The organism is Mycobacterium sp. E2479 (assembly GCF_001667925.1).
GTDB lineage: Bacteria > Actinomycetota > Actinomycetes > Mycobacteriales > Mycobacteriaceae > Mycobacterium.
This window is the reverse complement of record NZ_LZJR01000006.1, coordinates 52,768-75,019: the sequence shown is the minus strand read 5'-3', so window position 1 is coordinate 75,019 and position 22,252 is coordinate 52,768. Positions and strand designations below refer to the sequence as shown.

Annotated in this window: 24 protein-coding genes and 1 pseudogene; 9 read left to right on the top strand and 16 right to left on the bottom strand. The window is 65.1% G+C overall.

The features are described 5' to 3' along the window. The first annotated feature begins 21 nt into the window (after positions 1-21). Positions 22-912 (top strand): phosphoribosylaminoimidazolesuccinocarboxamide synthase, encoded by an 891-nt coding sequence (locus A5686_RS00910; protein WP_067929882.1) that lies wholly within the window; start codon positions 22-24, stop codon positions 910-912. Next, positions 909-3,032: a S9 family peptidase gene (locus A5686_RS00905; protein WP_067929881.1), complete on the top strand. Its 2,124-nt coding sequence runs from the start codon at positions 909-911 to the stop codon at positions 3,030-3,032. Before A5686_RS00910 ends, A5686_RS00905 begins: the two co-directional genes overlap by 4 nt. A 36-nt stretch (positions 3,033-3,068) precedes the next feature. Here the strand turns inward: A5686_RS00905 and A5686_RS00900 are convergent, their stop codons facing one another. Then, positions 3,069-4,688 carry a DHA2 family efflux MFS transporter permease subunit gene (locus A5686_RS00900; RefSeq protein ID WP_231986241.1) on the bottom strand — a complete coding sequence of 540 codons (1,620 nt, stop codon included), beginning with the start codon at positions 4,686-4,688 and terminating at the stop codon, positions 3,069-3,071. Between the two features lie 152 nt (positions 4,689-4,840). Here A5686_RS00900 and A5686_RS00895 point away from each other — a divergent pair, with 152 nt between their 5' ends. Next, positions 4,841-5,545, top strand: a complete 705-nt coding sequence (locus A5686_RS00895) for a DUF2334 domain-containing protein (protein WP_067929880.1) — start codon at positions 4,841-4,843, stop codon at positions 5,543-5,545. Positions 5,546-5,592: 47 nt separating this feature from the next. After that, entirely contained in the window at positions 5,593-7,260 is a 1,668-nt protein-coding gene (locus A5686_RS00890; protein ID WP_067929879.1) for an FAD-binding dehydrogenase, read from the top strand. Positions 7,261-7,360: 100 nt separating this feature from the next. On the opposite strand, the gene A5686_RS00885 is transcribed toward A5686_RS00890, so the two are convergent. Further along, on the bottom strand, positions 7,361-7,999 hold the full coding sequence (locus A5686_RS00885; RefSeq protein ID WP_067929878.1) for an MBL fold metallo-hydrolase: 639 nt from the start codon (positions 7,997-7,999) through the stop codon (positions 7,361-7,363). Here A5686_RS00885 and A5686_RS00880 point away from each other — a divergent pair. From A5686_RS00880 to purQ, 3 genes are all read left to right on the top strand, one after another. Further along, a complete protein-coding gene (locus A5686_RS00880) occupies positions 7,976-8,710 on the top strand; it encodes an ATPase (protein ID WP_197520439.1) in 735 nt (244 codons plus the stop codon). The genes A5686_RS00885 and A5686_RS00880 overlap by 24 nt on opposite strands. Positions 8,711-8,771: 61 nt before the next feature. Beyond that, complete coding sequence (gene purS, locus A5686_RS00875; protein WP_067929877.1) at positions 8,772-9,011, top strand: phosphoribosylformylglycinamidine synthase subunit PurS; 240 nt, start codon at positions 8,772-8,774, stop codon at positions 9,009-9,011. Continuing rightward, positions 9,008-9,682: a phosphoribosylformylglycinamidine synthase subunit PurQ gene (gene purQ / locus A5686_RS00870; protein WP_067929876.1), complete on the top strand. Its 675-nt coding sequence runs from the start codon at positions 9,008-9,010 to the stop codon at positions 9,680-9,682. Before purS ends, purQ begins: the two co-directional genes overlap by 4 nt. Here purQ and A5686_RS26260 read toward each other — a convergent pair. The 4 genes and pseudogenes from A5686_RS26260 to A5686_RS00855 all read right to left on the bottom strand — a co-directional run. Beyond that, positions 9,649-9,828, bottom strand: a pseudogene (locus A5686_RS26260) (WS/DGAT domain-containing protein); the annotation flags it as partial. The gene purQ and the pseudogene A5686_RS26260 sit on opposite strands and share 34 nt — an antisense overlap. Before the next feature lie 112 nt (positions 9,829-9,940). Continuing rightward, entirely contained in the window at positions 9,941-10,756 is an 816-nt protein-coding gene (locus A5686_RS00865) for a lysophospholipid acyltransferase family protein (protein WP_067929875.1), read from the bottom strand. A 140-nt stretch (positions 10,757-10,896) separates the two neighbouring features. After that, positions 10,897-11,364: a YbjN domain-containing protein gene (locus tag A5686_RS00860; protein ID WP_067929874.1), complete on the bottom strand. Its 468-nt coding sequence runs from the start codon at positions 11,362-11,364 to the stop codon at positions 10,897-10,899. A gap of 117 nt (positions 11,365-11,481) precedes the next feature. Beyond that, positions 11,482-12,309, bottom strand: a complete 828-nt coding sequence (locus A5686_RS00855; RefSeq protein ID WP_067929873.1) for a GntR family transcriptional regulator — start codon at positions 12,307-12,309, stop codon at positions 11,482-11,484. Positions 12,310-12,464: 155 nt separating this feature from the next. Here A5686_RS00855 and A5686_RS00850 point away from each other — a divergent pair, with 155 nt between their 5' ends. Beyond that, positions 12,465-12,863, top strand: a complete 399-nt coding sequence (locus A5686_RS00850) for a VOC family protein (protein ID WP_067929872.1) — start codon at positions 12,465-12,467, stop codon at positions 12,861-12,863. Here the strand turns inward: A5686_RS00850 and A5686_RS00845 are convergent. The 9 genes from A5686_RS00845 to A5686_RS00805 form a co-directional block, all read right to left on the bottom strand. Continuing rightward, positions 12,857-13,324, bottom strand: a complete 468-nt coding sequence (locus tag A5686_RS00845; protein WP_067929871.1) for a cupin domain-containing protein — start codon at positions 13,322-13,324, stop codon at positions 12,857-12,859. The two genes, A5686_RS00850 and A5686_RS00845, sit on opposite strands and share 7 nt — an antisense overlap. A 3-nt stretch (positions 13,325-13,327) precedes the next feature. Next, a complete protein-coding gene (locus A5686_RS00840; RefSeq protein WP_067929870.1) occupies positions 13,328-14,023 on the bottom strand; it encodes a haloacid dehalogenase type II in 696 nt (231 codons plus the stop codon). A 2-nt stretch (positions 14,024-14,025) separates the two neighbouring features. Further along, a complete protein-coding gene (locus A5686_RS00835) occupies positions 14,026-14,619 on the bottom strand; it encodes a TMEM175 family protein (protein ID WP_231986240.1) in 594 nt (197 codons plus the stop codon). Positions 14,620-14,658: 39 nt separating this feature from the next. Beyond that, positions 14,659-15,090, bottom strand: coding sequence for a VOC family protein (locus A5686_RS00830; RefSeq protein WP_067929869.1), 432 nt, complete (start codon positions 15,088-15,090; stop codon positions 14,659-14,661). After that, complete coding sequence (locus tag A5686_RS00825) at positions 15,087-15,968, bottom strand: DUF427 domain-containing protein (protein ID WP_067929868.1); 882 nt, start codon at positions 15,966-15,968, stop codon at positions 15,087-15,089. The genes A5686_RS00830 and A5686_RS00825 overlap by 4 nt, the downstream gene beginning before the upstream one ends. Positions 15,969-16,013: 45 nt before the next feature. Then, the gene (locus A5686_RS00820) at positions 16,014-17,060 is read right to left on the bottom strand and encodes a zinc-binding alcohol dehydrogenase family protein (protein ID WP_067929867.1); all 1,047 of its coding nucleotides are present in this window, start codon (positions 17,058-17,060) and stop codon (positions 16,014-16,016) included. A gap of 117 nt (positions 17,061-17,177) precedes the next feature. Next, positions 17,178-17,849 carry a TetR/AcrR family transcriptional regulator gene (locus A5686_RS00815; RefSeq protein ID WP_067929866.1) on the bottom strand — a complete coding sequence of 224 codons (672 nt, stop codon included), beginning with the start codon at positions 17,847-17,849 and terminating at the stop codon, positions 17,178-17,180. 24 nt (positions 17,850-17,873) lie between these two features. Beyond that, on the bottom strand, positions 17,874-18,569 hold the full coding sequence (locus tag A5686_RS00810; RefSeq protein ID WP_067929865.1) for a TetR/AcrR family transcriptional regulator: 696 nt from the start codon (positions 18,567-18,569) through the stop codon (positions 17,874-17,876). A gap of 58 nt (positions 18,570-18,627) precedes the next feature. Then, positions 18,628-19,497: an alpha/beta fold hydrolase gene (locus A5686_RS00805; protein WP_067929864.1), complete on the bottom strand. Its 870-nt coding sequence runs from the start codon at positions 19,495-19,497 to the stop codon at positions 18,628-18,630. A 230-nt stretch (positions 19,498-19,727) separates the two neighbouring features. On the opposite strand from A5686_RS00805, the gene A5686_RS00800 reads away from it, so the two are divergent. Continuing rightward, positions 19,728-21,440 (top strand): MOSC and FAD-binding oxidoreductase domain-containing protein, encoded by a 1,713-nt coding sequence (locus tag A5686_RS00800; protein WP_067929904.1) that lies wholly within the window; start codon positions 19,728-19,730, stop codon positions 21,438-21,440. A 3-nt stretch (positions 21,441-21,443) separates the two neighbouring features. Here the strand turns inward: A5686_RS00800 and A5686_RS00795 are convergent, their stop codons facing one another. Next, positions 21,444-22,184, bottom strand: a complete 741-nt coding sequence (locus tag A5686_RS00795) for an SDR family NAD(P)-dependent oxidoreductase (protein ID WP_067929863.1) — start codon at positions 22,182-22,184, stop codon at positions 21,444-21,446. Between the last annotated feature and the right edge of the window lie 68 nt (positions 22,185-22,252).

The window sequence follows — 22,252 nt, the reverse complement described above, 5'->3', positions numbered from 1 at the left end:
GGTGCCCGATAGGCTGACCGGATGCCTGCACTGTCCGACTACCAGCATCTGGCCAGCGGCAAGGTCCGCGAGCTGTATCGCGTCGACGACGATCACCTGCTGCTCGTCGCCACCGACCGGATCTCGGCGTATGACTTCGTCCTGGACAGCACCATCCCGGACAAGGGCCGCATCCTCACCGCGATGAGCGTCTTCTTCTTCGGACTCGTCGACGCACCCAACCATCTGGCCGGCCCGCCTGATGATCCGCGCATCCCCGACGAGGTCCTGGGCCGCGCGCTGGTGGTGCGCCGGCTGGAAATGCTTCCCGTGGAATGTGTGGCGCGCGGCTACCTGACCGGATCGGGATTGCTGGATTACCAGGCGACCGGAACGGTCTGCGGCATCGCGCTGCCGCCGGGACTGGTCGAAGCCAGCAGGTTCGCCGAACCACTGTTCACCCCCGCGACCAAAGCCGCACTGGGCGACCACGACGAAAACATACCCTTCGCGCGGGTGATCGAGATGGTCGGTGCCGTGCCCGCCAACCAGCTGCGCGACCGCACGATACAGACCTATATTCAGGCCGCCGATCACGCTCTCCGAAAGGGAATCATCATCGCCGACACCAAGTTCGAGTTCGGCACCGACCGTGAAGGCAACCTGCTGCTGGCCGACGAGATCTTCACGCCCGATTCGTCGCGGTACTGGCCGGCCGACGAGTACCAGGTCGGCGTCGTCCAGAAGAGCTTCGACAAACAGTTCGTCCGCAACTGGCTGACCGGCCCCGACTCGGGTTGGGACCGCCACGGCTCACAACCCCCGCCGCCACTGCCCGAACACATCATCGACGCCACCCGGGATCGGTACATCGAAGCCTACGAACGCATTTCCAGCTTGAGCTTCGCAGACTGGATTGGCCCCAGCGCATGACCGAAGCGCACCTGGAGGGGTCGGTACCCCCTGTCGCCAAGCGAGTAAACAGTCAGCGTGAGCATCACGGCGACGTCTTCATCGACCCGTATGAGTGGCTGCGCGAAAAGACCAACCCGGAAGTCATTGCCCACCTCGAGGCCGAAAACGCCTACGTCGATCAGCTGACCGCCCACCTCGAACCGCTGCGGCAGCAGATTTTCGGCGAGATCAAGGCGCGCACCAAAGAGACGGATCTGTCGGTACCGACCCGGCAGGGCGACTGGTGGTACTACGCGCGCACCTACGAGGGCAAGCAGTATCGCGTCCAATGCCGTTGTCCGATAAGCGGATCTGACGACTGGGATCCGCCGATCCTGGACGAGGACACCGAGATCCCGGGCGAGCAGATCCTGCTCGATTCCAATGCCGAAGCCGAGGGCCACGAGTTCTTCTCCCTGGGTGCCGCAACGGTGAGTCTGGATGGCAACCTGCTGGCGTACTCGGTAGACACCCTCGGTGATGAGCGTTACACGTTGCGGTTCAAGGACTTACGCAACGGCCAGCTGTTCCCCGACGAGATCGCCGACATCGGGGCCGGCGCGACGTGGGCCGCCGACAACCGCACCGTGTATTACTCGACCCTGGATGACGCTCACCGTCCCGACAAAGTGTGGCGGTATCGGGTGGGCTCCGGTGCGGACTCGGAGCTGGTGTATCACGAAACGGACGAAAAATATTGGCTTGGCGTGGGGCTCACCCGCAGCGAGGCCTACGTCTTCATCGCCTCGGGATCCTCGATCACCTCCGAATATCGCTACGCCGACGCCGCCGATCCGCAGGCCGAGTTCACCGTCGTGCTGCCGCGCCGCGAGGGCGTCGAGTATTCGGTCGAGCATGCCGTCATCGGCGGGCAGGACCGGTTCTTGATCCTGCACAACGACGGTGCGGTCAACTTCACCCTCACCGAGGCGCCAGTCAGTGATCCGGCACAGCAGCGCACCCTCATCCCGCACCGCGACGATGTCCGGCTCGATGGGGTGGATGCTTTCGCCGGCCTCCTGGTCGTCAGCTATCGGCGCGAGGCGCTGCCCCGGATGCAGCTGTGGCCCATCAACGCAGACGGCACATACGCAGAGCCCGAAGAGATTTCGTTTGATTCCGAGCTGATGACCGCCGGAATGGCCGGCAACCCCAACTGGGCGGCACCCAAGCTGCGGATCAGGGTGGGATCACTCGTCACCCCGGCACGGGTCTACGACATCGACCTCGCCACCGGTGAACGCACCTTGCTGCGCGAGCAACCCGTACTCGGCGATTACCGAACCGACGACTACGTAGAACGGCGTGACTGGGCGGTTGCCGACGACGGCACCCGCATCCCGGTGTCCATCGTGCACCGCGCCGACATCCAATTCCCATCTCCCGCTTTGCTATGCGGTTACGGCGCTTATGAGCTGTGCACCGATCCGAGCTTCTCCATTGCTCGGCTGTCGCTGCTGGACCGCGGCATGGTGTTCGCCATCGCCCACGTGCGTGGCGGCGGCGAGATGGGCCGGCCGTGGTACGAGCACGGCAAGCTCTTGGAGAAGAAGAACACCTTCACTGACTTCGTAGCGGTCGCACGGCATTTGGTGGATGCTGGCGTCACCCGGGCGCATCAGCTTGTGGCACTGGGGGGTAGCGCCGGCGGTTTGTTGATGGGAGCGGTGGCCAATCTGGCGCCGGAGCTTTTCGCCGGCATTCTCGCGCTGGTCCCGTTCGTCGACCCGCTGACCACTATCCTGGATCCCTCGTTGCCGCTGACGGTCACCGAGTGGGATGAATGGGGAAACCCGTTGGCGGACAAGGAGGTTTACTCCTACATGAAGTCTTATTCACCGTATGAGAATGTCGAGGCCAAGCGATATCCGGCGATTCTGGCGATGACGTCGCTGAACGATACGCGGGTTTACTACGTGGAGCCGGCCAAGTGGGTCGCGGCGCTGCGCCACGCCAACGGCGACGGTAATCCGGTCCTGTTGAAGACCCAGATGAACGCTGGGCACGGCGGCGTCAGCGGTCGCTACAAGGGCTGGGAGGAAACCGCGTTCCAATACGCCTGGGTGTTGGCCGCCGCCGGGGTCCAGCCGTCGACGTAGGCCACTCGATGCGGGCCACGGACCGGGGGAGCTGCGCTATTCCCCGGCCGTTTCGCTTGCCGGCTTCTTCGGCAGGAACCACGCCGGAACGAGGGTGCACACCACCAGGACGACGGCGATCACGAACACCGCGGTGTAGGCGTGCGAAAGGTCGTGTAGCACATTGCTCGAAAACCCGGGGGCGAGCGACTGCGCGGGTATCGCGGACTGGTCGACCGGCACCCCGTCGACGGCCGCCCTCTGACGCAGTGCGGCGAGCTTGTTAGCCGCGAGGATGTCGGGGCTCCGATTGAACTGGTTTGTCAGGATCATCGACATCAGCGCGGTCCCGATCGAGCCACCCACTTGGTGACTGACGCTCATCAGCGTCGTTCCCCGGGCGATCTGATGGGGCGCCAGTGCCTGCACCGAGGCGACCGACAGCGGCATCATCGTGCAGCCCAGGCCCAGGCCCATGATCGCCAGCCCGACCAGCAGCGTGGGTAGATAGTGCGCCTGGGTGGCCGTCCCGAAGGCGAAGGCGCCGAGACCGGTGGTGATCAAGGCGATCCCGACCAGCACGATCTTTCCCGGCCCCTGCCTGTCCACCAGCGGTCCGGTCAGCCGCATGGTCAGCATGGCGCCCAGCCCCTGAGGGATCATGTGCACTCCCGCCTGCATCGGCGTTTGGTGGGCAACCTGCTGGAAATAGCTCGGCAGCAGCAGGCCGGCGCCGAAGAATGCGCCGGCGAAGACCAGCATCGTCACGTTGGCGTGCGTGAGCACGGGATTGCGGAATAGCCGCAGGTCAATCAGGGGATGATCGGCGTAACGCCACGCGTGCGTGACAAAACCCGCGATCAATGCCAGCCCAATCATCGCCGGTATCACCACGTGGCGATCCGCCACGGTACCGCGGCCCGGGATGGAGGACACCGCGAACAAAAACGTCGCCAGTCCCGGCGAGAGCAGCAGCACGCCGACGGCGTCGAAGGTCTCCGACCGCGCCGGGTGATCCCGCGGGAAGATGACGGCGGCCAGGGCGATGGTGAGAAACCCGATCGGCACATTGATCAGGAAGATCCACCGCCAGCTCGAGGTGTCGATCAGCCAACCGCCCAGGATGGGTCCCGCGATCGGGGCGAGCAGCATCGGGATGCTCAGTATCGACATCAGGCGCCCGAGCCGGCCCGGGCCCGCTTCGCGAGTCATGATCATGAAACCCAACGGCAGCAACATGCCACCGCCGATGCCCTGCACCACACGAAAGGCGATGAGCTGCACGATGTTTGCCGCAATCGCGCATAGCAGCGAGCCCAGCACAAAGGCCACCACGGAGCCCATGAAGAGCCGTTTGGTGCCGAACCGGTCGGCCGCCCAGCCGGTTATCGGGATCACGGTTGCCAACGCGAGCGTGTAGCCCGTCATCGTCCAGGCGACGACGGCCTGCGAGGACGCAAATTGGTCGATGAAGGTCCGTTGCGCGACGCTGACGACCGTGACGTCGAGGATCGCCATCACCGTGGCCAAGATGCACACACCCGAGATCCGCAACAGCGCGGCATCGAGCTTGTCGGGATATTCCCGTTCCTCGACGCCCGGCTGCCCCGCCGGCGCGTGGGGCGGCGGCGTTCCGGCCGCCGCGTACGAGGCCTCATCCATGGCGTTGGTTAGCATATCGAACTGATCGCGTTGGCCCTGATGCGCGGCGGTTGTGGTCGGCGCGGGCCCGGCGGGCGCCGAAACCTTAGTGTGCGCGCGGGTGCATATACGCCTGCTGTCTGCGTGTCCTTCACCGTTGCGACACCTGGGATCGGCAAACTGCTGGTGTGTCTGGAAAATTGATCGTCTCGGTCTCGGGGATTGGGGAACGCACCCTGCCCGACGTGGAGGCGTTCTGCGCGCAGATGGAGGCCCGCGACGTACCGGTGTCGTTACTCGTGGCTCCGCGGCTGTCCGGTGACTACCGGCTCGACCAGGACCCGGGAACCGTCGACTGGCTGACCAACCGCCGCGCCGGCGGCGACGCCATTGTGCTGCACGGCTATGACGACGCGGCCACCAAGAAGCGCCGCGGCGAATTCGCGATCCTGCGGGCGCACGAGGCCAACCTGCGACTGATGGCCGCCGACCGGGTGCTCGAGCACCTCGGGCTGCGGACCCGCCTGTTCGCGGCGCCCGGCTGGGTGGTGTCGCCCGGTGTTGTCAAAGCATTGCCGGACAACGGATTCCGCTTGCTGGCCGATCTGCATGGGATCACCGATCTGGTGCGCCACACCACCGTCCGCGCCCGCGTGCTCGGCATCGGCGAGGGCTTCCTCACCGAACCGTGGTGGTGCCGGATGATGGTGCTGTCCGCCGAGCGGATCGCCCGGCGCGGCGGCGTCGTGCGGGTTGCGGTCGCGGCACGCCACCTCCGCAAACCCGGGCCGCTGCAGGCCATGGTGGACGCGGTCGACTTGGCGTTGATGCACGGCTGCACGCCCACCGTGTACCGCTGGCAGCCGGCCAGAGCGGCGCTTCACGCCGCCTGACCAAGCGACTGTCTTACCTGGTCGTCGGGGCATTACCCTGGTCCGATATGAGCGATTCTTCGGTAGCCGGCTTCGACGCTGATGCCATCGTCGTCGGGGCGGGCCTGGCCGGCTTGGTCGCCGCCTGCGAACTGGTCGACCGCGGCTTGCGGGTGCTCATCGTCGATCAGGAGAACAGCGCCAACCTGGGCGGGCAGGCGTTTTGGTCGTTCGGCGGCCTGTTCTTCGTCGACAGCCCCGAGCAACGTCGGCTGGGTATCCGCGACAGCCATGAACTCGCGCTGCAGGACTGGCTGGGTACCGCGGCCTTCGATCGTCCCGAGGACTACTGGCCACGCCAATGGGCACACGCCTACGTCGATTTCGCTGCCGGGGAGAAGCGCAGTTGGCTGCGGACGCGGGGACTCAAGCTTTTCCCGTTGGTGGGCTGGGCCGAGCGCGGGGGGTATGACGCACAGGGGCATGGCAATTCGGTTCCCCGCTTCCACATCACCTGGGGCACCGGACCCGCGCTGGTCGAGGTTTTCGCTCGTCAACTGCGCGACCGCTCATCGGTGCGCTTTGCGCACCGCCACCAAGTCGATGAGTTGATCGTCGAGGGCGAAGCGGTGGTCGGCGTGCGGGGCACGGTGCTGGAGCCCACGGCCACGCCGAGGGGAGTCGCGTCATCGCGGAAACCGGTAGGGCAGTTCGAATTCCGTGCCGACGCGGTGATCGTGACCAGTGGCGGCATCGGTGCCAATCACGAACTGGTGCGAAAGAACTGGCCCAAACGCATGGGTCGCGTCCCCGAGCAACTCCTGAGCGGGGTGCCCGCCCATGTCGACGGCCGGATGATCGCCATCGCGCAGCAGGCCGGCGCGCGGGTTATCAATCCCGACCGGATGTGGCACTACACCGAGGGCATCACCAACTACGACCCGATCTGGCCGCTGCACGGGATCCGGATCATTCCGGGTCCGTCGTCGCTGTGGCTGGATGCGAGTGGCAAGCGGTTGCCGGTCCCGCTCTACCCCGGTTTCGATACGCTGGGCACGTTGGAGTACATCACCAAATCAGGGTTCGACTACACCTGGTTTGTGTTGAACGCCAAGATCATTGAGAAGGAGTTCGCGCTCTCCGGACAGGAACAGAATCCGGACCTGACCGGACAGAGCATCCGCGAACTGCTGCGAAACCGGGCTCGTTCCGGGCCGCCGGGCCCGGTTCAGGCGTTTGTCGATCGGGGTGTGGACTTCGTCAGCGCAAACTCGTTGCGCGACTTGGTGAGCGCGATGAACAAGCTGCCCGATGTGCAGCCACTGGACTACGCCACGGTGGAGGCCGAGGTCACCGCCCGGGATCGCGAGGTGGCGAACAAGTTCAGCAAGGACGGGCAGATCACGGCGATCCATGCCGCGCGAAGCTATCTGGGCGATCGGCTGGGCCGGGTGGTGGCGCCGCACCGGCTGACCGATCCGAAGGCGGGACCGATGATCGCGGTCAAGCTGCACATCCTGACCAGAAAAACGTTGGGCGGCATCGAGACCGACCTCGCCTCGCGGGTGTTGAAGTCCGACGGCACGCCGCTGACCGGCCTGTATGCCGCCGGCGAGGTGGCCGGGTTCGGTGGCGGCGGCGTGCACGGCTACCGCGCTTTGGAGGGCACGTTTCTGGGTGGCTGCATCTTCTCGGGCCGCGCCGCCGGGCGCGGCGCCGCCGACGACATCACGTAGCCGGATACGGGGCGAGCCGGCGCCAACTGTAGGGGACAGGTATGTTTACCCGTCGCAACTCGTCCATGGGGCCCACACTCGACGGCCGAGCTACCCCGCGCTAGAACGTGACGGCGTCTTCTTCGGGCAGCACCTGGAAGTCGGTGCTGGTCATCTCGGTGAGCCGGCCGTAATAGATCCCCCGCGCGTCCGGGGCGATGATCCCCTGGTGAATGGGAACGGCGCGCTCCGGAGCCACCGCACGCAGGTAATCGACCGCCTCGGACACCTTCATCCAGGGCGCGGCCGCCGGGGTGGCCAAGACGTCCACCGGCTCGTCGGGCACAAACAGCGCGTCACCGGGGTGCATCAACCGGGCGCGGTGGTCGGCATCGCCGACCAAAAACGAGATGTTCTCTATCACAGGGATTTCCGGGTGGATGACCGCGTGTTTGCCGCCGACGGCGCGAACGGTCAGTTCACCGATGTGCAGCTCGTCGCCGACACGGACCTCGCGGCAGGGCGCGCCCAGTTGCGCGGTGGTTTGCGGATCCGCATACAGCGCGGCATCCGGGTTGCCGTCGAGCAAGGCCGGCAGCCGGTTGGCGTCGACATGGTCGGGGTGCTGATGGGTGATCAAGATGGCGGTCAAGCCGGTGATTCCCTCGAAACCGTGCGCGAAGGTACCGGGGTCAAAGAGCACGCGGGTGTGGTCGAACTCGGCAAGTAGGCACGAATGGCCGAAATGCGTCAGTTGCATATCTACGATTGTGCCTTGATGGACAAGCTGCCGATGCGCGTGATCCTGGCCACGATGCTGGTCGCCGGCACTTTTGCCGTTGCTCTGACCGTCGTCATCCCTGCACACGCAGACCCGGAGACTTGCCCGAGCGTGTGCGATCGGATCCCGAACACCGCGTGGATCGATCAGCATGCCGTGCCACTTGACGCCGTGTACCACTGGCCAGCGCTCGCCGACCAGGCCGCGCAGACGACCGGTTCGGCGCCCGGCCCCCGGTTCCGGTTCGAGGAGTTGTGCGCGGCGCCGGCGATACCCCGGGATCCTCGAGACTCGGCCGTCTCGGCTCGCGCGACGGTTCAGCATCCCGACGGACAGTGGCAACTGCAGGCCCAGGTCTTGCACTGGCGGGGTGACACCGCCCGAGGTGGGGCCATCGCGACCACGGCCTTCAGCAGTGCCGTCGCCGCCCTGCGGGCCTGCCAACAGCGCGCACCGCAGGAGTCACCGTCGCTGACCAGCGACGAAGCGAACCGGATGGCCGCCGTGATCAGAGGCCCGGTGGTGATGCACACCTACCTGTTCGCCCACCCGGCCAGCAGCACGATCAGCGAGGTCACGCTCTGGTCCACGGCGCCGCCGCAGGTGGCCTGGCCGTCGATGGCCGACGATCCGGTGCTCAATGGCATGGGCGCACCCCTGTGCGAGGCCTACATTGCCTCGTGCCCGTGACCCCCGAGCTGCGCTTTCGCCGGTAGAGTGACGCCGGAACGCCAACTGAGGAGGAGCGCCGGTGGCCCGGGTGATCGTAAGCGTGATGCCCAAAGCGGAGATTCTCGATCCGCAAGGTCAAGCGATTGTAGGCGCACTGGGTCGCCTCGGACATCCGGGAATCTCAGATGTGCGGCAGGGCAAGCGATTTGAGCTCGAAGTGGACGACAGTGTCGACGATTCGGCGCTCGCCGAGATCGCGGAATCGCTGTTGGCGAACACCGTGATCGAAGACTGGACGATCAGCCGGGAGAAGCAGTGACGGCACGCATTGGGATCATCACGTTTCCCGGCACGCTCGACGACGTGGACGCTGCACGCGCGGCGCGGCGGGTCGGCGCCGAGGCCGTCAATCTGTGGCATGCAGACGCCGATCTGAAGAACGTGGATGCCGTGGTGGTGCCCGGCGGGTTCTCCTACGGCGACTATCTGCGGGCCGGTGCGATCGCCCGGTTCGCCCCGGTGATGACCGAGGTGGTGGCGGCCGCGCGGCGGGGCATGCCGGTGTTGGGCATTTGCAACGGATTTCAGGTGCTCTGCGAGGCAGGACTGTTGCCGGGGGCACTGACCCGAAATGTGGGTCTGCACTTTATCTGCCGCGACGTGTGGCTGCGGGTGGCGTCGACTTCGACGGCCTGGACGTCGCGCTTCGAGCCCGACGCCGACCTGTTGGTCCCGCTGAAATCGGGAGAGGGACGCTACGTAGCGCCTGCTGACGTGATCGAGGAACTCGAGGGCGAGGGGCGGGTGGTGTTCCGATACCACGAGAACGCCAACGGCTCGCTGCATGACATCGCTGGGGTCAGTTCGGCCAACGGCCGCGTGGTGGGTTTGATGCCGCATCCCGAGCACGCCATCGAGGCGCTGACCGGGCCCTCCGATGACGGCCTGGGCCTGTTCTATTCGGTGCTGGACGGCGTGCTCGCCGGCTGAGCGGAAATGCCTGCGGCATCGCGCAATTCGGCGAATGACGCGGCAATGGCATCCGTCGCCTCGTGCGGGTCGTTGAAGGTCCGGTCGTCGGTGAGCACCGCGACGCCGAGCCGGTCCACGTAACTCCACACCGTGATGTTGACCGGTCGATGACTGCCACCTTCAGTGCGTGTGTAGGTTGGGCGTCTGGCTGTAGGGCGGCTTCGGGTCCACGCCGTCGAGTCTTTTCACACGCCACCTCCCGTGGCCCGTTCACGGTCAGCCCAGGATCGGGAACCGGCGCTCACCGGCGAGCCGCTTGAGCGCGGCTTCCATGACGGCACGGACGTGGGCGTCGACCTCGTCGACGTCGGGGTCACGGCCGAATTGGGCAGTGATGTCGATCGGCTCGAGAACCTCGGTGACAACCTTCGCCGGCAGGGGCACGTTGGGCGGGAAGATGACGCTCAAGCCGAAGGGGAACCCGAAGCTGATCGGCAGAATGTCCATTCGCGCTTTGGTCAGCCCCAGCTTGCGGGCCAGCCAGTTGCCCCGGGTCAGGAACAGCTGAGTCTCCTGGGCGCCGATGGATACGGTCGGCACGATCGGCACCCCGGCCTCGATGGCGGTCCGCACGTAGCCGGTGCGGCCATTGAAGTCGATGGTGTTCGCACTGAAGGTCGGCCGGTAGGAGTCGTAGTCGCCGCCGGGGAATACCAGCACTACCGCGCCGGAGTGCAGGGCGGTGGCGGCGTTTTCGCGGCTGGCCTCGATCACTCCGAGGCGGCGCAACCAGCCGTCCAACGGCCCCATGAACAGCCCGTAGTGGCCCAGCGTGTAGACGGGGCGGTCATAGCCGAACCTGTCGTAGAAGGCCGGCGAGAAGATCAGCACGTCCGGGGTCAGCATGCCGCCCGAGTGATTGGAGACCAAGAGGACTCCGCCCGAGGATGGGATGTTGTCCAGGTTTCGCACCTCGGCCCGGTAGTACCGCTTGATGGCCGGTCCGAGCATCTTTGCCACCTGCTCGGTGAAAGCGGGATCCCATTTGGCGGTTTCGTAGTTGTCCGCCGCGTCAACACCGTTGCCCGTCATGGCCCCTCGCTGTCTGTTCCGGCTCGTGCTAGTTGTTGCCGATGCGACGCCGCTCTCAAACCTCAGCGTCCGGTTGGCATATCATCCTCTCCATTTGAGAGAATGCCATATCCGTTTGCTGGAAAAGGGGTAGGCTGACGTCAGCCGACGTCGCGCAGCAACGGCCGTTCCATGGGCGGCGATTCGACCGGGGGGTTCAGCTCCTCGAAAAGCTCGGTGGCGTCCGCGATGGTCTGGTCTAGGAACGAAGCGAAATCGTTGAAGGTGACGTCGTCTCGGATCCATTGCGACTTGCGGGCCATTACGCCAACGCGCTGCGGATCCGACGAGCCGTGCACGATCGCGGTGACCTGGCGGTCAAGCCGGTTCCATCGGTCGCAGAAGTACGTCACCCACGGTCGATCGACCGCCGGGAAGTAGCACGCGGGACTGATGCGGATGACCAACACGTCGTCGTGCGCGGGAGAGATCTCGAAGTGAACATGCAGGCGCCGCGGAGCGTTGCTGACGAAGAAGTATTCGCCGTCGTGGTGGCCGCGAAAATATCGGCGCCCGCGGGTGCGCAGGTAACGCTCGACCAGGTTCGCGCACAGCTGCTCATTCGTCATGAGTTCGATGGTCCGGCCCGTGACTTTGGGAATGCTTGGAGCCAAGCCAAGCGGCACCGAAGAATCGGTTGAGAATTCGCTGAGTGAGCGCGTCCTCGCGGGAGTTTCGGCCCACGCTCAGGTCGACTCGCGCCGTTCCACGATTCCGGCGCCGGGGCTGGGCACCGAGCGCGGCAACGTGACCGAAAATCTGTACCGCTCGGGACGGTAATGGAACTCCACCACCTCGAGCGGCTTGTCGTCGTGGCCGTAGCTGGTGCGCTCGAGCACCAGCACGGGAGACCCCAACGGCAGATTCAGAGCGCCGGCCACTTCCAGCGAGGCACCGGCCGCGTGAATCTCGTAGTTGGCTCGGGAGATGGGAACGTCCAGTCGCCGCTCCCACATGGTGTAGGTGCTTTCCATCGCCTGCGCGGTCTGCTCGTCGGTCGCGCTCTTCAGAAGTGGCTCCGCGGCCTTGCCCACACCCGGTGGCAGGTAGGCGATCATCAGGGCAAGGGGATGCTCACCATCGCGAAAACGCCGGTGCACACACAGGACTTTGGACAGGCCCAATGCCTCGGCAACGCGTTGTGGCGCGTCCTCGACACGATGCGACAAGACGTCGACGTTCGGCGTGATCCCGGAGCCCGCCAGCACCTCGGTGATGGTGCGCACGCCGGGCCCGAGTTCTTGCTTCACCGGGTTGGCTACAAACGTGCCCAGGCCTTGCTTTCGTACCAGCCACCCCTGGCGTTCGAGCAGCCCGACGGCGGCGCGCACGGTCACCCTGCTCAGGCGGGTGCGATCGATGAGTTCTCGCTCGGTGGGCAATCGCGCGCCGCGGGGCAGACGCTGTTTGACGATGGCCGCCTTGAGCCCTTCGGCGAGTTGAGTGCTGGCCGGCACGCTGCCACGGGATATCCGAAGGTCGGCAATGTCGAGGTCCAACTGATCAAAAGCCACAAGATGTATTAAAACGTTCTGTCCGCCCGGGGGTGAAGGGAGGCTCCGTGGCGCAAGCGGCAGTTGAACGGATTACTCTGGTAGCGAATGGTTTTCGCGCGTGGTCAGCCGACCACAGGTGGGTACGGGCCTTGCGCGGGTCGGGAGGGTTGAAGGTGCCGATCGCCGTGGAGCGGTTCGACCACATTGTCTTGAATTGCCGCGACGTCGAGGCGACCGCCGCGTGGTACGAGCGGGTGCTGGGCATGCGGCGCGAGACGTTCGGCCCGTCGCAGAGGACGGCCCTGCGCTTCGGGGATCAGAAGATCAATCTGCGACCCGTCGGGGCGCTGGCCGACGATCCGAATTGGTTCACCGGGTCGGTGGAGGCCGCCGGTTCCGAAGACCTGTGTTTCGTCACCCGTGCAGGCGCGCAGGACGTTCGTGCCCATCTCGCCGCGTGTGGAGTGGAAGTGATCCGCGGACCGGTGACCAAGGTGGGTGCGCTCGGGGAGATGACCTCGCACTACTGCCGTGACGTCGACGGCAACCTGATCGAGATCGCCGTCTACTGAGGGTCGGTCAGCGGATACAGGGCCGGGAGATTGATCACGATGGCTTCCTGGCTGCTGCGGGCGATCACGACCTCGGCAGTGGTGTTGGGGTCGGGGTTTTCCTCCCGGTGCGGCAGATACGGCGGAATGAAAACATAGTCACCAGGCGCAGCGGCGATGCGGACCTCGCCGGTGCCGTCATGAAAGACGAATTCCGGGTTGCCGGTTCGCACGTAGATGGCGGTCTCGGAGTCACCGTGATGGTGGTTGTCCGAGGCCGATTGCGGCGACGCGTGCGTCTCGCCCATCCAGAGCTTCTCCGCGCCGACCGAGCTGCCGGACAGGGCGGCGAAGCGTCGTAGCCCCTCCGATTGTGCTGTGTCGGAGCTGATCTCCGACGCCTTGATGTGACGTATCCGGTTCAGCGCGACCGGCCTTGCCGTGTCGTCGAAGTCTGGATGAAATCCGTCTGAAGTGGCCATGGGTCAATTATCGCGGGGCCCGAGTAGCTCGGCGAGCTCACGCAGATCATTGGCGACGATATTCGGCTGCGGTAGTCCGTCGACCGGTAGCGGTGTGTTGCCGCGGCGGGTGAGCAGAGCTCCACTGAAGCCGACGTTCTGCGCACCGATGATGTCCCAGACGTGCGCGGCCACCATCATGCAATCCGGGGGAGCCACCCCGAGCGTCTCGCACACGTACCGATACACGGCGGGCGAGGGTTTGAACACGCTGCGAGCATCGACACTGAGTTGGTGTTCGAAAAAGTCTGCCAGCCCGGATCTTTGCAGTGCCGTCGGGCCATCCGGATTCGGCGGGGAGTTACTCAACGTGACCAGCCGAAAACCGTTGTCACGCAGGACGGCGAGGCCGTCGGCGGCATCGGGGTGTGCCGGCATGGTGAGCAGCGCGGTCTTCAGGCGGTCCAGGTCGTCGTCCGTGACGCCCACCCGGTGGATGCCGCCCAGCATGCGCAGCACCCCCTGACCCAACACGGGAAACGTCACATAGCGCTCGGCCAGCGTGATGGTCATCGAGTACATGACCAGCTGCGCGAACCATTCGCGCACCATCCGTTCGTCACCGAATAGCCCACCGAAAAGTGGTGCGAGGGACTCGATGTCGAGTAGCGTCTCGTTCACGTCGAAGACGAGGACGGACGGTGCGGGTGCTGGCGCCATGGTTAGTGCTCAACATTCTTTCGTTGCGGAACATCCGGTCTCAGGTACCCCACGAGGCACAGCACAATCAGTGCCATCGCCGCCACCGGCCACCATAGGGCGATCAGCGCTGCCGTCACGAAAACCCCGAGGGTGATGAACGATCTCATTTGCAGCATGCGGCGCATCCGCGCCGAAACACCTTGGTGCGACGGCCGATCCACCGCTTCCCAACACAGCGCCAGGTAGGTGATGTTGACCAGGACGAAGACTGCGGCGTACAGGGATACCGGCGCCGGGGCCAGCCTACTGTCGGCGATCCACTCGGTGGTGAACGGGATCAGCGACGCCGAAAACAGGTGCGCGAAGTTCGACCACACCAATCGTGGCGTCGCGACCTGAGCGTAGTTGAACAGGTGATGATGATTGACCCAGACGATCGCGATGAACAAATAGCTCACCACGTAGCTCAGCCCGGTGGGCCACAGCGGAAGCAGGGCGCGGAAACCGTGGTCGCTCGGCGGCCTGAGCTCTAACACCAGGATGGTGATGAGCACCGCGAAGACGCCATCGGAGAACCCGCGCACCCGCTCAGGAGTGGTGTCTCGTTCCGCCACCGCTACCTTCCGATCTGCCGCTTTGTGCCTGAGCCGCCGTCAGGCCGGCTGATGGTTCCGCTCCTGCACCACCCAAGCATTGCCGTCGGGATCGTGGAAGTCAGCGACGCTCGCATAGTCACCGCGACCGGGATCGGTACCCGGGAGGAACCTGCCGCTCCAGCCGCCGTCGGTGTCCTTATGACGTATCTCGCTGACGGTTATGCCGCGACCGGTCAACTCTGCGCGACAGGCCTCGATGTCGAAGACCACGAGATACAGGCCCCGCACCGACCCACTCGGCGCATCGGTAAGGCCCACGCCGAACTGGATTGAGGTGCCCGAGCCCTCGGGCGTCAACTGGATGACCCGGAAATGGGGGGTGGGCGCGTAATCGACGTCGAGGTTGAAGCCAACCTGGTCACGGTAGAACCGTAACGAGCGATCGGGATCCGCGACCGGCAGAATGACGACTTCGATGGACGCCCTCATGAGGTGCCCCGCGCCGGCTTCTTCTCCAACACCTCGTCGGTGTCGAGCCCGCGGTCGACACCATGCGGGATAACGGTCTGGCCGGGTTCCAGCTGAAGTTGCCTGCCGTCGAGGTGCACTTCGATCTTGTCGGGTTCGAAGGACACCAGATTGCGCACCCGTGCGACCTCCGTCCAGGCGTCGACGTAAGACCATGCGGCCCGCTGATGGTCACCGATGTCGTAATAGCTACAGATCCCCTTGTATGGGCAAAAAGTTTGGATATCAATGAGTTTCAGAGCGGATTCGTCGGTATCTTCGCGCGGCACGTACCATCGGGGGGCAAAACCGGACTCATACAGCGCCAGCGGGCGATGGGTGTCGGCGATCACTTGGTCGCCATCTCGGACGACGAGATGCCTTGCGGTGGAACGGATGTCGATGCGATGGTAGGCGTCTGCCGCGTGTCCGACGATCCGTTCCTCTTCTTCGTAGAAGGCGTCCATGCCACGCCAGGCAAACGCCACCCGGCCGGCGAGCACGGCCGCGTGGGCGGGCAGCCCGGTGTGTTCCCAAGCGCTGTGGTTTGTTTCGCGTCCTGCGGCGGAGACGGTGAACCAGTGTGTGGCCCCAAGGTCGCGGTGCTGCGTCACCCGGTCCTCGGCGAGCAGCGTTTCCTCTTCGATATCAGCTCGGGGGAAGTAGGCGACCGGGTAGCGACCCGGTTCGTGCAGGAGGATCACATCCTCGCTGTCGGCGATCCACCGATCCGCGAAACGCACCCGCATCCGGCGGCGCAGCGGCTCGGCGAACAGCAGCCGTGGTGGCATGGGCTGTTCGGTCAAAAAGTGTCCTAGCGATCCCGCCGCCAGCGGGCCCTGCTGCCATGCCAGACCCATTTCGTGTCCTTCCTCGTGTTCTCCGACAGACGGTTTCACGCGGAATCACTCCATCGCAACGACCATCTTGCCGCCGGATTCTCCGGCCTCCATCACCCGGTGTGCCTCATGAATCTGGTCAAAAGAAAAGACTCGAGATGGTTTCGCCTCCAGCGCGCCTTCGGCGACCTGCTGGGCGATGCGCTGTAGGGGGACATCGGACAGCGGGAAGCCTGGTGTGCCAAACACAAAGCTGCCGAAGAAGTTCCAGTTCACACCTGAGGCCATGCGCAGCAAAGGGTTGAAATCCCCGAGCGGATCCAGCCCGCCCAGCCAACCCGCCAGGCAGGCCGTGCCGCCACGGCGCAGCATGTCCAGGGAGTCCAGGATGGTGCTGTTGCCCACGAGATCGAGGACGGCGTCGACCCGCTTGCTCTCGGCGATATGCGTCGCCAGGTCACCGCGCTCCAACTCGATACGCGAGGCGCCCAGCTTCTCGAGCATGGCAAACCGGGCGCTACTGCGTGTGGTTGCGATGACCCGGGCGCCGGCGGCGACCGCCATCTTGAGCGCAGCCTGGCCGAGAGACGACGTCGCGCCCCGCACCACCAAGGTCTGACCCTCTTTGAGGTCCAGATTGCGGAAGAGGCATGTCCAGGCCACCGCATAGGTTTCCGGGAGCGCGGCCAGCTGCCACCACGGCAAGTCGGATTCGATGAGCGCGACGTTGGCCGCGCGCACACGGGTGTATTCGGCATAGCTGCCGTTGATGGTTCGGCCCAGGCCTCCCATGAGCGCGGCCACCTTGGCCCCGACCGGGAACTCACCACCCGGGCACGAGTCGACGAGCCCGACGCATTCGATGCCGCTCACTTCCGCGGCTTCGGCCCATTCACCCCGACGCATGTGCATCTCGGCGTGATTGACACCGAAACCCTTTATCGCAATGACGACTTCGCCGTCCTTCGGCAGCGGCTTGGGGATGTCGCTGTAGACCAGGCTGTCCAGCCCGCCGAACTTCTCCAAGATGATCGCCCGCATGGTTTGTCCGCCCGGTTGCTCTCGTACGACCGCCGGGGCGGTCGGTGGCTGAGGTGACTCGAGCATGGACATTGACGCCTCTTTCAAAGTGTTGGCCGGCGCCGACGATGGGTAGCCGCCGCAAATAATGGGCCAACTGACCCATTATTATGTTCGACCGTACTCACTATGTCCAGCGGATGTCACCGCTCAAGATGTCATCCGACTGCGAGACAACGTGGACCGCTCCCTGCCCGGCTGGGTGTGGGAAGCAAAGGAACGCACGTATCCGACGGCGGCATTGACGGCGGCCCGCAGTGGTTGCGGATCGCCGGTGACGTGGGTGAGCATCGCGCCCCCCTGGTGCGCGGCGACCAGCGCTACGGCCAGGTGCCGCGCGTCGGCCTCCGGACGCAGGTAGCCGCGCTCGCGCATCGACTCCAGGCCGGCCCGGAACAGCTCGATCCATTGGTCGTATCCCGCCGCCAAATCATCGTGTATTTCGCGGTCGGCCTCGATCAGCTCACCGGCCAGGGATCCGTAGACACAACCGCCGACGCGGTATACGGCGTCGATGTCGGCCACGCAGGCATCGGCCCACGCCTGCAGGGCATCGAGGCTGTCGAGTCCGGCGAGCTGCGCCCGAGTGTGAAAGGCCTGCACGTCATTGCGGCGCGCGCCGATGACATGACGGGTCAGGTCGCGTTTGTCCTCGAAGTAGTGCGAGATCTGCGATCCACTCACCCCGGCCGCGCGCCGGACCCGGTCAATGCTGGTGTTGGCCACGCCGTGCTCGAACATCAGCCGGGCGGCGACCTCGATGATGCGCGCGCGCGTCGCCAGTCCCTTGCGCGTGAAGCGCGTTGAGTTGCGTTCGGTCACTTCGCCGCCTTAGCCACCAATCGGTCAGCCGACCTGTCGTGCCGTGCGACGCCCACGGGACCGGCGCGGCGGACGGGGTGCTCGTTCGGCGGTGTCGGTGGCGAACAGACGTAGGTAGTTCACCGCGAAGCGAATCGCATCGGCGTGCGGCCACTGCTCGTGATAGGTGAAGGTCAGCACCCCACCGCCCTGGTGCGCGGTGACGATCACCAGCGCCAGCTGGTGTGGATCGGCATCGCGAATTAGCAGCCCATCGTCTTTCATTCGCGCAATTGCCTGCTCCAGTAACGCGATCCACTGTCGGTAACCGGCGGCCAACGCGTCGCGCGTAGCGTCGTCGGACTTCGCCAACTGGGCGGTCAGCGCGTGGTAGGTGGGGGTGCCGAAATAGCCGATGCGCCGCAGGTAGCGCATGTTGAGGTCGATCCACCGCTCGAAGTCGTCAAACGACCCCAGGCCCCGAAGTGTGGGCTGGCGGTGAAAGTCCAAGACCACGTCGATCTGCCGCCTGATCACCGCGCGGATGAGCGCCGCCTTGTCGGCGAAATAGTGAGCGAGCTGTGAGCCGCTGACCCAAGCCGCCCGGCGCACGCTGTCCATGTTGGACGCGGTTAACCCCTCGGTGACGATCAGCTGGGCGGCGGCCTGCACGATCCGGTCGCGGGTGGCACGCCCCTTGGCGGTCAACCGTTGTTCGTCACGAACATCGGGATGGGCCATCGCGTCAGGCTAACCCGGGAGCGCTCCCATTTATGGGATATCCAGCCCAAACAACAGATCAGGCCGCGGCCCGCCGTCCGAGGAAGTTCCGGATCAGCGGGACGACTTCGTCGAGCGCGGACTCCAACAGAAAGTGTCCGCCGTCGAGCAGGTGGATCTCGGCGTCGGGCAGGTCCTCGGCGAACGCTTCGGCGCCGGCCGGGCCGAAGATTTCGTCGCCGCGGCCCCAGACCGCCAGTAGCGGCACCCGGCTGGCCCGGAAGTAGTCGTGCAAGCGCGGGTAGAGGGGCGCGTTGGTTGCGTAGTCGCGAAACAGCTTGAGCTGCACCAGGTCATTGCCGGGACGGGAGATCAGCGCGTAGTCATGATGCCAGGATTCGGGATCGACCAGTGTCTCGTCGGCCACGCCGGTCACGTACTGCCAACGGGTGGCGTCCAGCGTGAGGAACCGCCGCACCGTCGCCTCGGTGTCTGCCGTCTGCTCCTGTTGGTAAGCCTGCACGACCTTCCAGAAGCTCTCGACGAATCCCGCGTCGTATCCATTGCCGTTCTGGCTGATGATCGCGGTAATCGCCACCGGGTTTCGCAGCGCAAGTCGCCAGCCGATCGGTGCGCCATAGTCCTGGACGTAGATGGCGTACCGGTCTACGCCGAGGGTTCGCAGCAGGTCCGCGGTGAGGTCGGTCAGCGCGTCGAAGGTGTAGTCGAACTCATCGACCGGTGGGGCATCGGACAGCCCGAAGCCCAGATGGTCGGGAGCGATGACGCGGTAGCGGTCGGCCAGGGCCGGGATCAGGTGGCGAAACATGTACGAGCTGGTGGGAAACCCGTGCAGGAGCACCACCACCGGAGCGGTCGGGTCGCCGGCTTCACGGTAAAAGAGTCGATGGCTGCCGACGGTGGTGTAGCGATGATGGACAGCAGGCATGACATCCCTTTCGAATCAACGTGATTCACCAGCGAGCGTCGCGGCGGCGTCCGAGGGAGAATCGGCGAAACCCACTCAACGTTATGGGTTATGCGACCCATTATGCACCATGCCGGCGGCGTGCAACACCCCGTGCAGCCGACGTGTTGCCGTGCGGACCGGGCTGCCATATTCTGGGCGAACCATCCCAGTTGGGCTCGGTGCGATGCGAGCTGGTTCGAGGTGACATGGTGGGCAGGCTTGTTTCGGTGAACGTGGGCATGCCCAAGAACGTCGAATGGCGTGACAAAACCGTGTACACCGGCATATGGAAGGCCCCGATCGAGGGGCCGGTGATGGTGCGCCGACTGAACATCGATGGTGACGGTCAGGGTGACCTCGCCGGTCACGGCGGCGAACAGCGTGCGGTGATGGTGTACCAGAGCGAGTCTTACGAGTTCTGGAAAAGCCACCTGGGGCGCGACGATCTGCGAGCCGGCCACTTCGGTGAAAACTTCACCGTCACCGGGCTCGCTGATGACGACGTCTGCATCGGCGACCGCTATCGCATCGGCGACGCCGAGTTCGAGGTCACCCAGCCACGCGTCACCTGTTTTCGGGTCGGCCTTCGCCTCGGCGAACCGGACATGCCCAATCTTCTGGTCTCCCAGCATCGCCCGGGCTTTTACTTCCGCGTTATCACCGAGGGTCGCGTGCAAGCGGGCGACGACATTGTGCGGACGCGTCGGGGCCGGCACGAACTGAGCGTCGCCGACGTGGACGCGCTGCTGTACTTGCCCGACCGCAACGTCGAGACGCTGCGCAAGGCCATCGACATTCCGGCGCTGAGCCCAGGCTGGCAGCAGTCGTTTCATGAGTTGCTGGCCGCGCACGAAGACGCGACGACCGCGCTGGCACCACCGATCGCAGTGGCACCCGGGTGGAAGGGCTTCCGTTGTCTGCGGGTCACCGAAACCCGTAGGGAGAGTTCGCAGGTGCTGTCGATCAAACTCGAGGCCGACGATCACGGCTCGCTGCCACCGGCGCTGCCGGGCCAGTATTTGACGGTCAGGATCGCCGGCGCCGGCGACCCCGCCCCGCTGCGCAGCTACTCCCTATCCGATGATTCCTCCGCCGGCTATTACCGCATCAGTGTCAAGCGCGAGGACCACGGTGTGGTGAGCCGGTGGCTGCACAGCCACATCCAGCCGGGATCGGTGATCGCGGCGGCCGCGCCCCGCGGCGACTTCTGCTTGACCGAAGACAGCCGTCCGGTCATCCTGTTATCCGCCGGAATCGGCGCGACGCCGGTCCTGGCGATGCTGCATGCACTGTCCGCGGCCGGTAGTCGGCGCGACATCTGGTGGTTACACACCACCCGTAACCGCGAAACCCAAGTGTTCGCAGCCGAAGTCGAGACACTCATCAAATCATTACCGCATGCAAGACAACAGGTTTTTTACACCCAAACGCAGGGTCGGCTGCGCCGGGAATCCATCGTGAAATTGGGCCTGCCCACCGACGCGACCGTTTACCTCTGCGGTCCAACGCAATTCATGACGGATATGCGCGAAGCCTTGACTGCCGTGGGATTCGACCCGTCCCGCATTCACAGCGAGTTGTTCGGCGCGCTTCCCGCGATCAACCCGGGCGTCGTCGAGACTGGCGCGCGAAAACCGCCCCACCAACCGGCCGGAACGCCGGGGACCGGTCCCGAGATCACCTTTACCCGCAGCGGATTGACGGTCAACTGGTCACCCGCGTACCGAAGCATCCTCGATCTCGCCGAAGCCTGCGACGTTCCAACACGCTTCTCCTGCCGAAGCGGTGTGTGTCACCTGTGCGTCACCGGAATCGTCGCCGGTACCACGAGTTACGTCCAGCAGCCGTTGGAGCCGCCCGGTGCCGGGTCAGTCCTCATCTGCTCGGCGGCCCCGGAAACCGACGTGGTGCTCGATCTGTAGTCCTCAGGCGACGATTGCCTGCTGGCCTCCTGTGGCGTGCAAGATAGCACCGCTGACATAGCTGGCCTCTGGGGAGGCGAGAAAGACCACCGCACTGGCGATTTCACTCGCATCGGCCACCCGCTTCAGGGCGGTGATCGCCGCGATGGTGTCGAGGACACCGGGAAGAGCCGCGGCCCCGGGTGTGTCCGTAGGCCCCGCGGCCACCGCGTTCACCCGCACGCCCGACTCGCCGAATTCATCGGCCCACACACGCGTCAGCTGTTCCAAGCCCGCTTTGGTGGCCCCGTAGATCCCCGCCCCGCGCGTTGCCACCGACGCGGCAAGAGTGCTCACGTTGACCACGGCGCCGTTGCCCCGAGCGGCCATGGCCGGCACCAATTGCTGAACGAGTAGGTATGGCGCACGCAAGTTGACGTTCACGTGTTGATCGAAGGTCGCGTTGTCGGTGTCCGCAGTGGGGCCGAACTCATAGATGCCGGCGTTGTTGATCAGGATGTCCACCGGTCCCGCCTCGGCGGCCAATCGCCGCACATCGTCGGCATCGTTGAGATCTGCGGCGACAAAACGCGCTCTGCCGCCATTATTTTCAATATCGCGGACGGCTTTGGCGCCGCGTTCGGCGTCGCGGCCCTGCACCACGACCTCGGCGCCGCGGCTTGCAAGCTGCAATGCGATTTCCCGACCGATACCCGATGTAGCACCGGTCACCAAAGCGGTCGAGCCGGCCAATGTCATTGCCATCGAAACCCTGCCTCCAGGAGAGAAGTTCAAATGCTCTCCGGATAAGCAGCGGTTGGTCGGCGTTTATT

Coding starts and splice junctions, on each gene's coding strand:
- A5686_RS00845 (WP_067929871.1), bottom strand. CDS start 13,324: ATGGCCACTTCAGACGGATTTCATCCAGACTTCGACGACACGGCAAGG.
- A5686_RS00825 (WP_067929868.1), bottom strand. CDS start 15,968: ATGGGTCTGGCATGGCAGCAGGGCCCGCTGGCGGCGGGATCGCTAGGA.
- A5686_RS00840 (WP_067929870.1), bottom strand. CDS start 14,023: ATGGCGCCAGCACCCGCACCGTCCGTCCTCGTCTTCGACGTGAACGAG.
- A5686_RS00820 (WP_067929867.1), bottom strand. CDS start 17,060: ATGTCCATGCTCGAGTCACCTCAGCCACCGACCGCCCCGGCGGTCGTA.
- A5686_RS00880 (WP_197520439.1), top strand. CDS start 7,976: ATGGCCGAAATGCGTCAGTTGCATATCTACGATTGTGCCTTGATGGAC.
- A5686_RS00910 (WP_067929882.1), top strand. CDS start 22: ATGCCTGCACTGTCCGACTACCAGCATCTGGCCAGCGGCAAGGTCCGC.
- A5686_RS00865 (WP_067929875.1), bottom strand. CDS start 10,756: ATGACGGGCAACGGTGTTGACGCGGCGGACAACTACGAAACCGCCAAA.
- A5686_RS00860 (WP_067929874.1), bottom strand. CDS start 11,364: ATGACGAATGAGCAGCTGTGCGCGAACCTGGTCGAGCGTTACCTGCGC.
- A5686_RS00885 (WP_067929878.1), bottom strand. CDS start 7,999: ATGCAACTGACGCATTTCGGCCATTCGTGCCTACTTGCCGAGTTCGAC.
- A5686_RS00890 (WP_067929879.1), top strand. CDS start 5,593: ATGAGCGATTCTTCGGTAGCCGGCTTCGACGCTGATGCCATCGTCGTC.
- A5686_RS00805 (WP_067929864.1), bottom strand. CDS start 19,497: ATGCCTGCTGTCCATCATCGCTACACCACCGTCGGCAGCCATCGACTC.
- A5686_RS00830 (WP_067929869.1), bottom strand. CDS start 15,090: ATGAGGGCGTCCATCGAAGTCGTCATTCTGCCGGTCGCGGATCCCGAT.
- A5686_RS00810 (WP_067929865.1), bottom strand. CDS start 18,569: ATGGCCCATCCCGATGTTCGTGACGAACAACGGTTGACCGCCAAGGGG.
- A5686_RS00905 (WP_067929881.1), top strand. CDS start 909: ATGACCGAAGCGCACCTGGAGGGGTCGGTACCCCCTGTCGCCAAGCGA.
- A5686_RS00795 (WP_067929863.1), bottom strand. CDS start 22,184: ATGGCAATGACATTGGCCGGCTCGACCGCTTTGGTGACCGGTGCTACA.
- A5686_RS00900 (WP_231986241.1), bottom strand. CDS start 4,688: ATGCTAACCAACGCCATGGATGAGGCCTCGTACGCGGCGGCCGGAACG.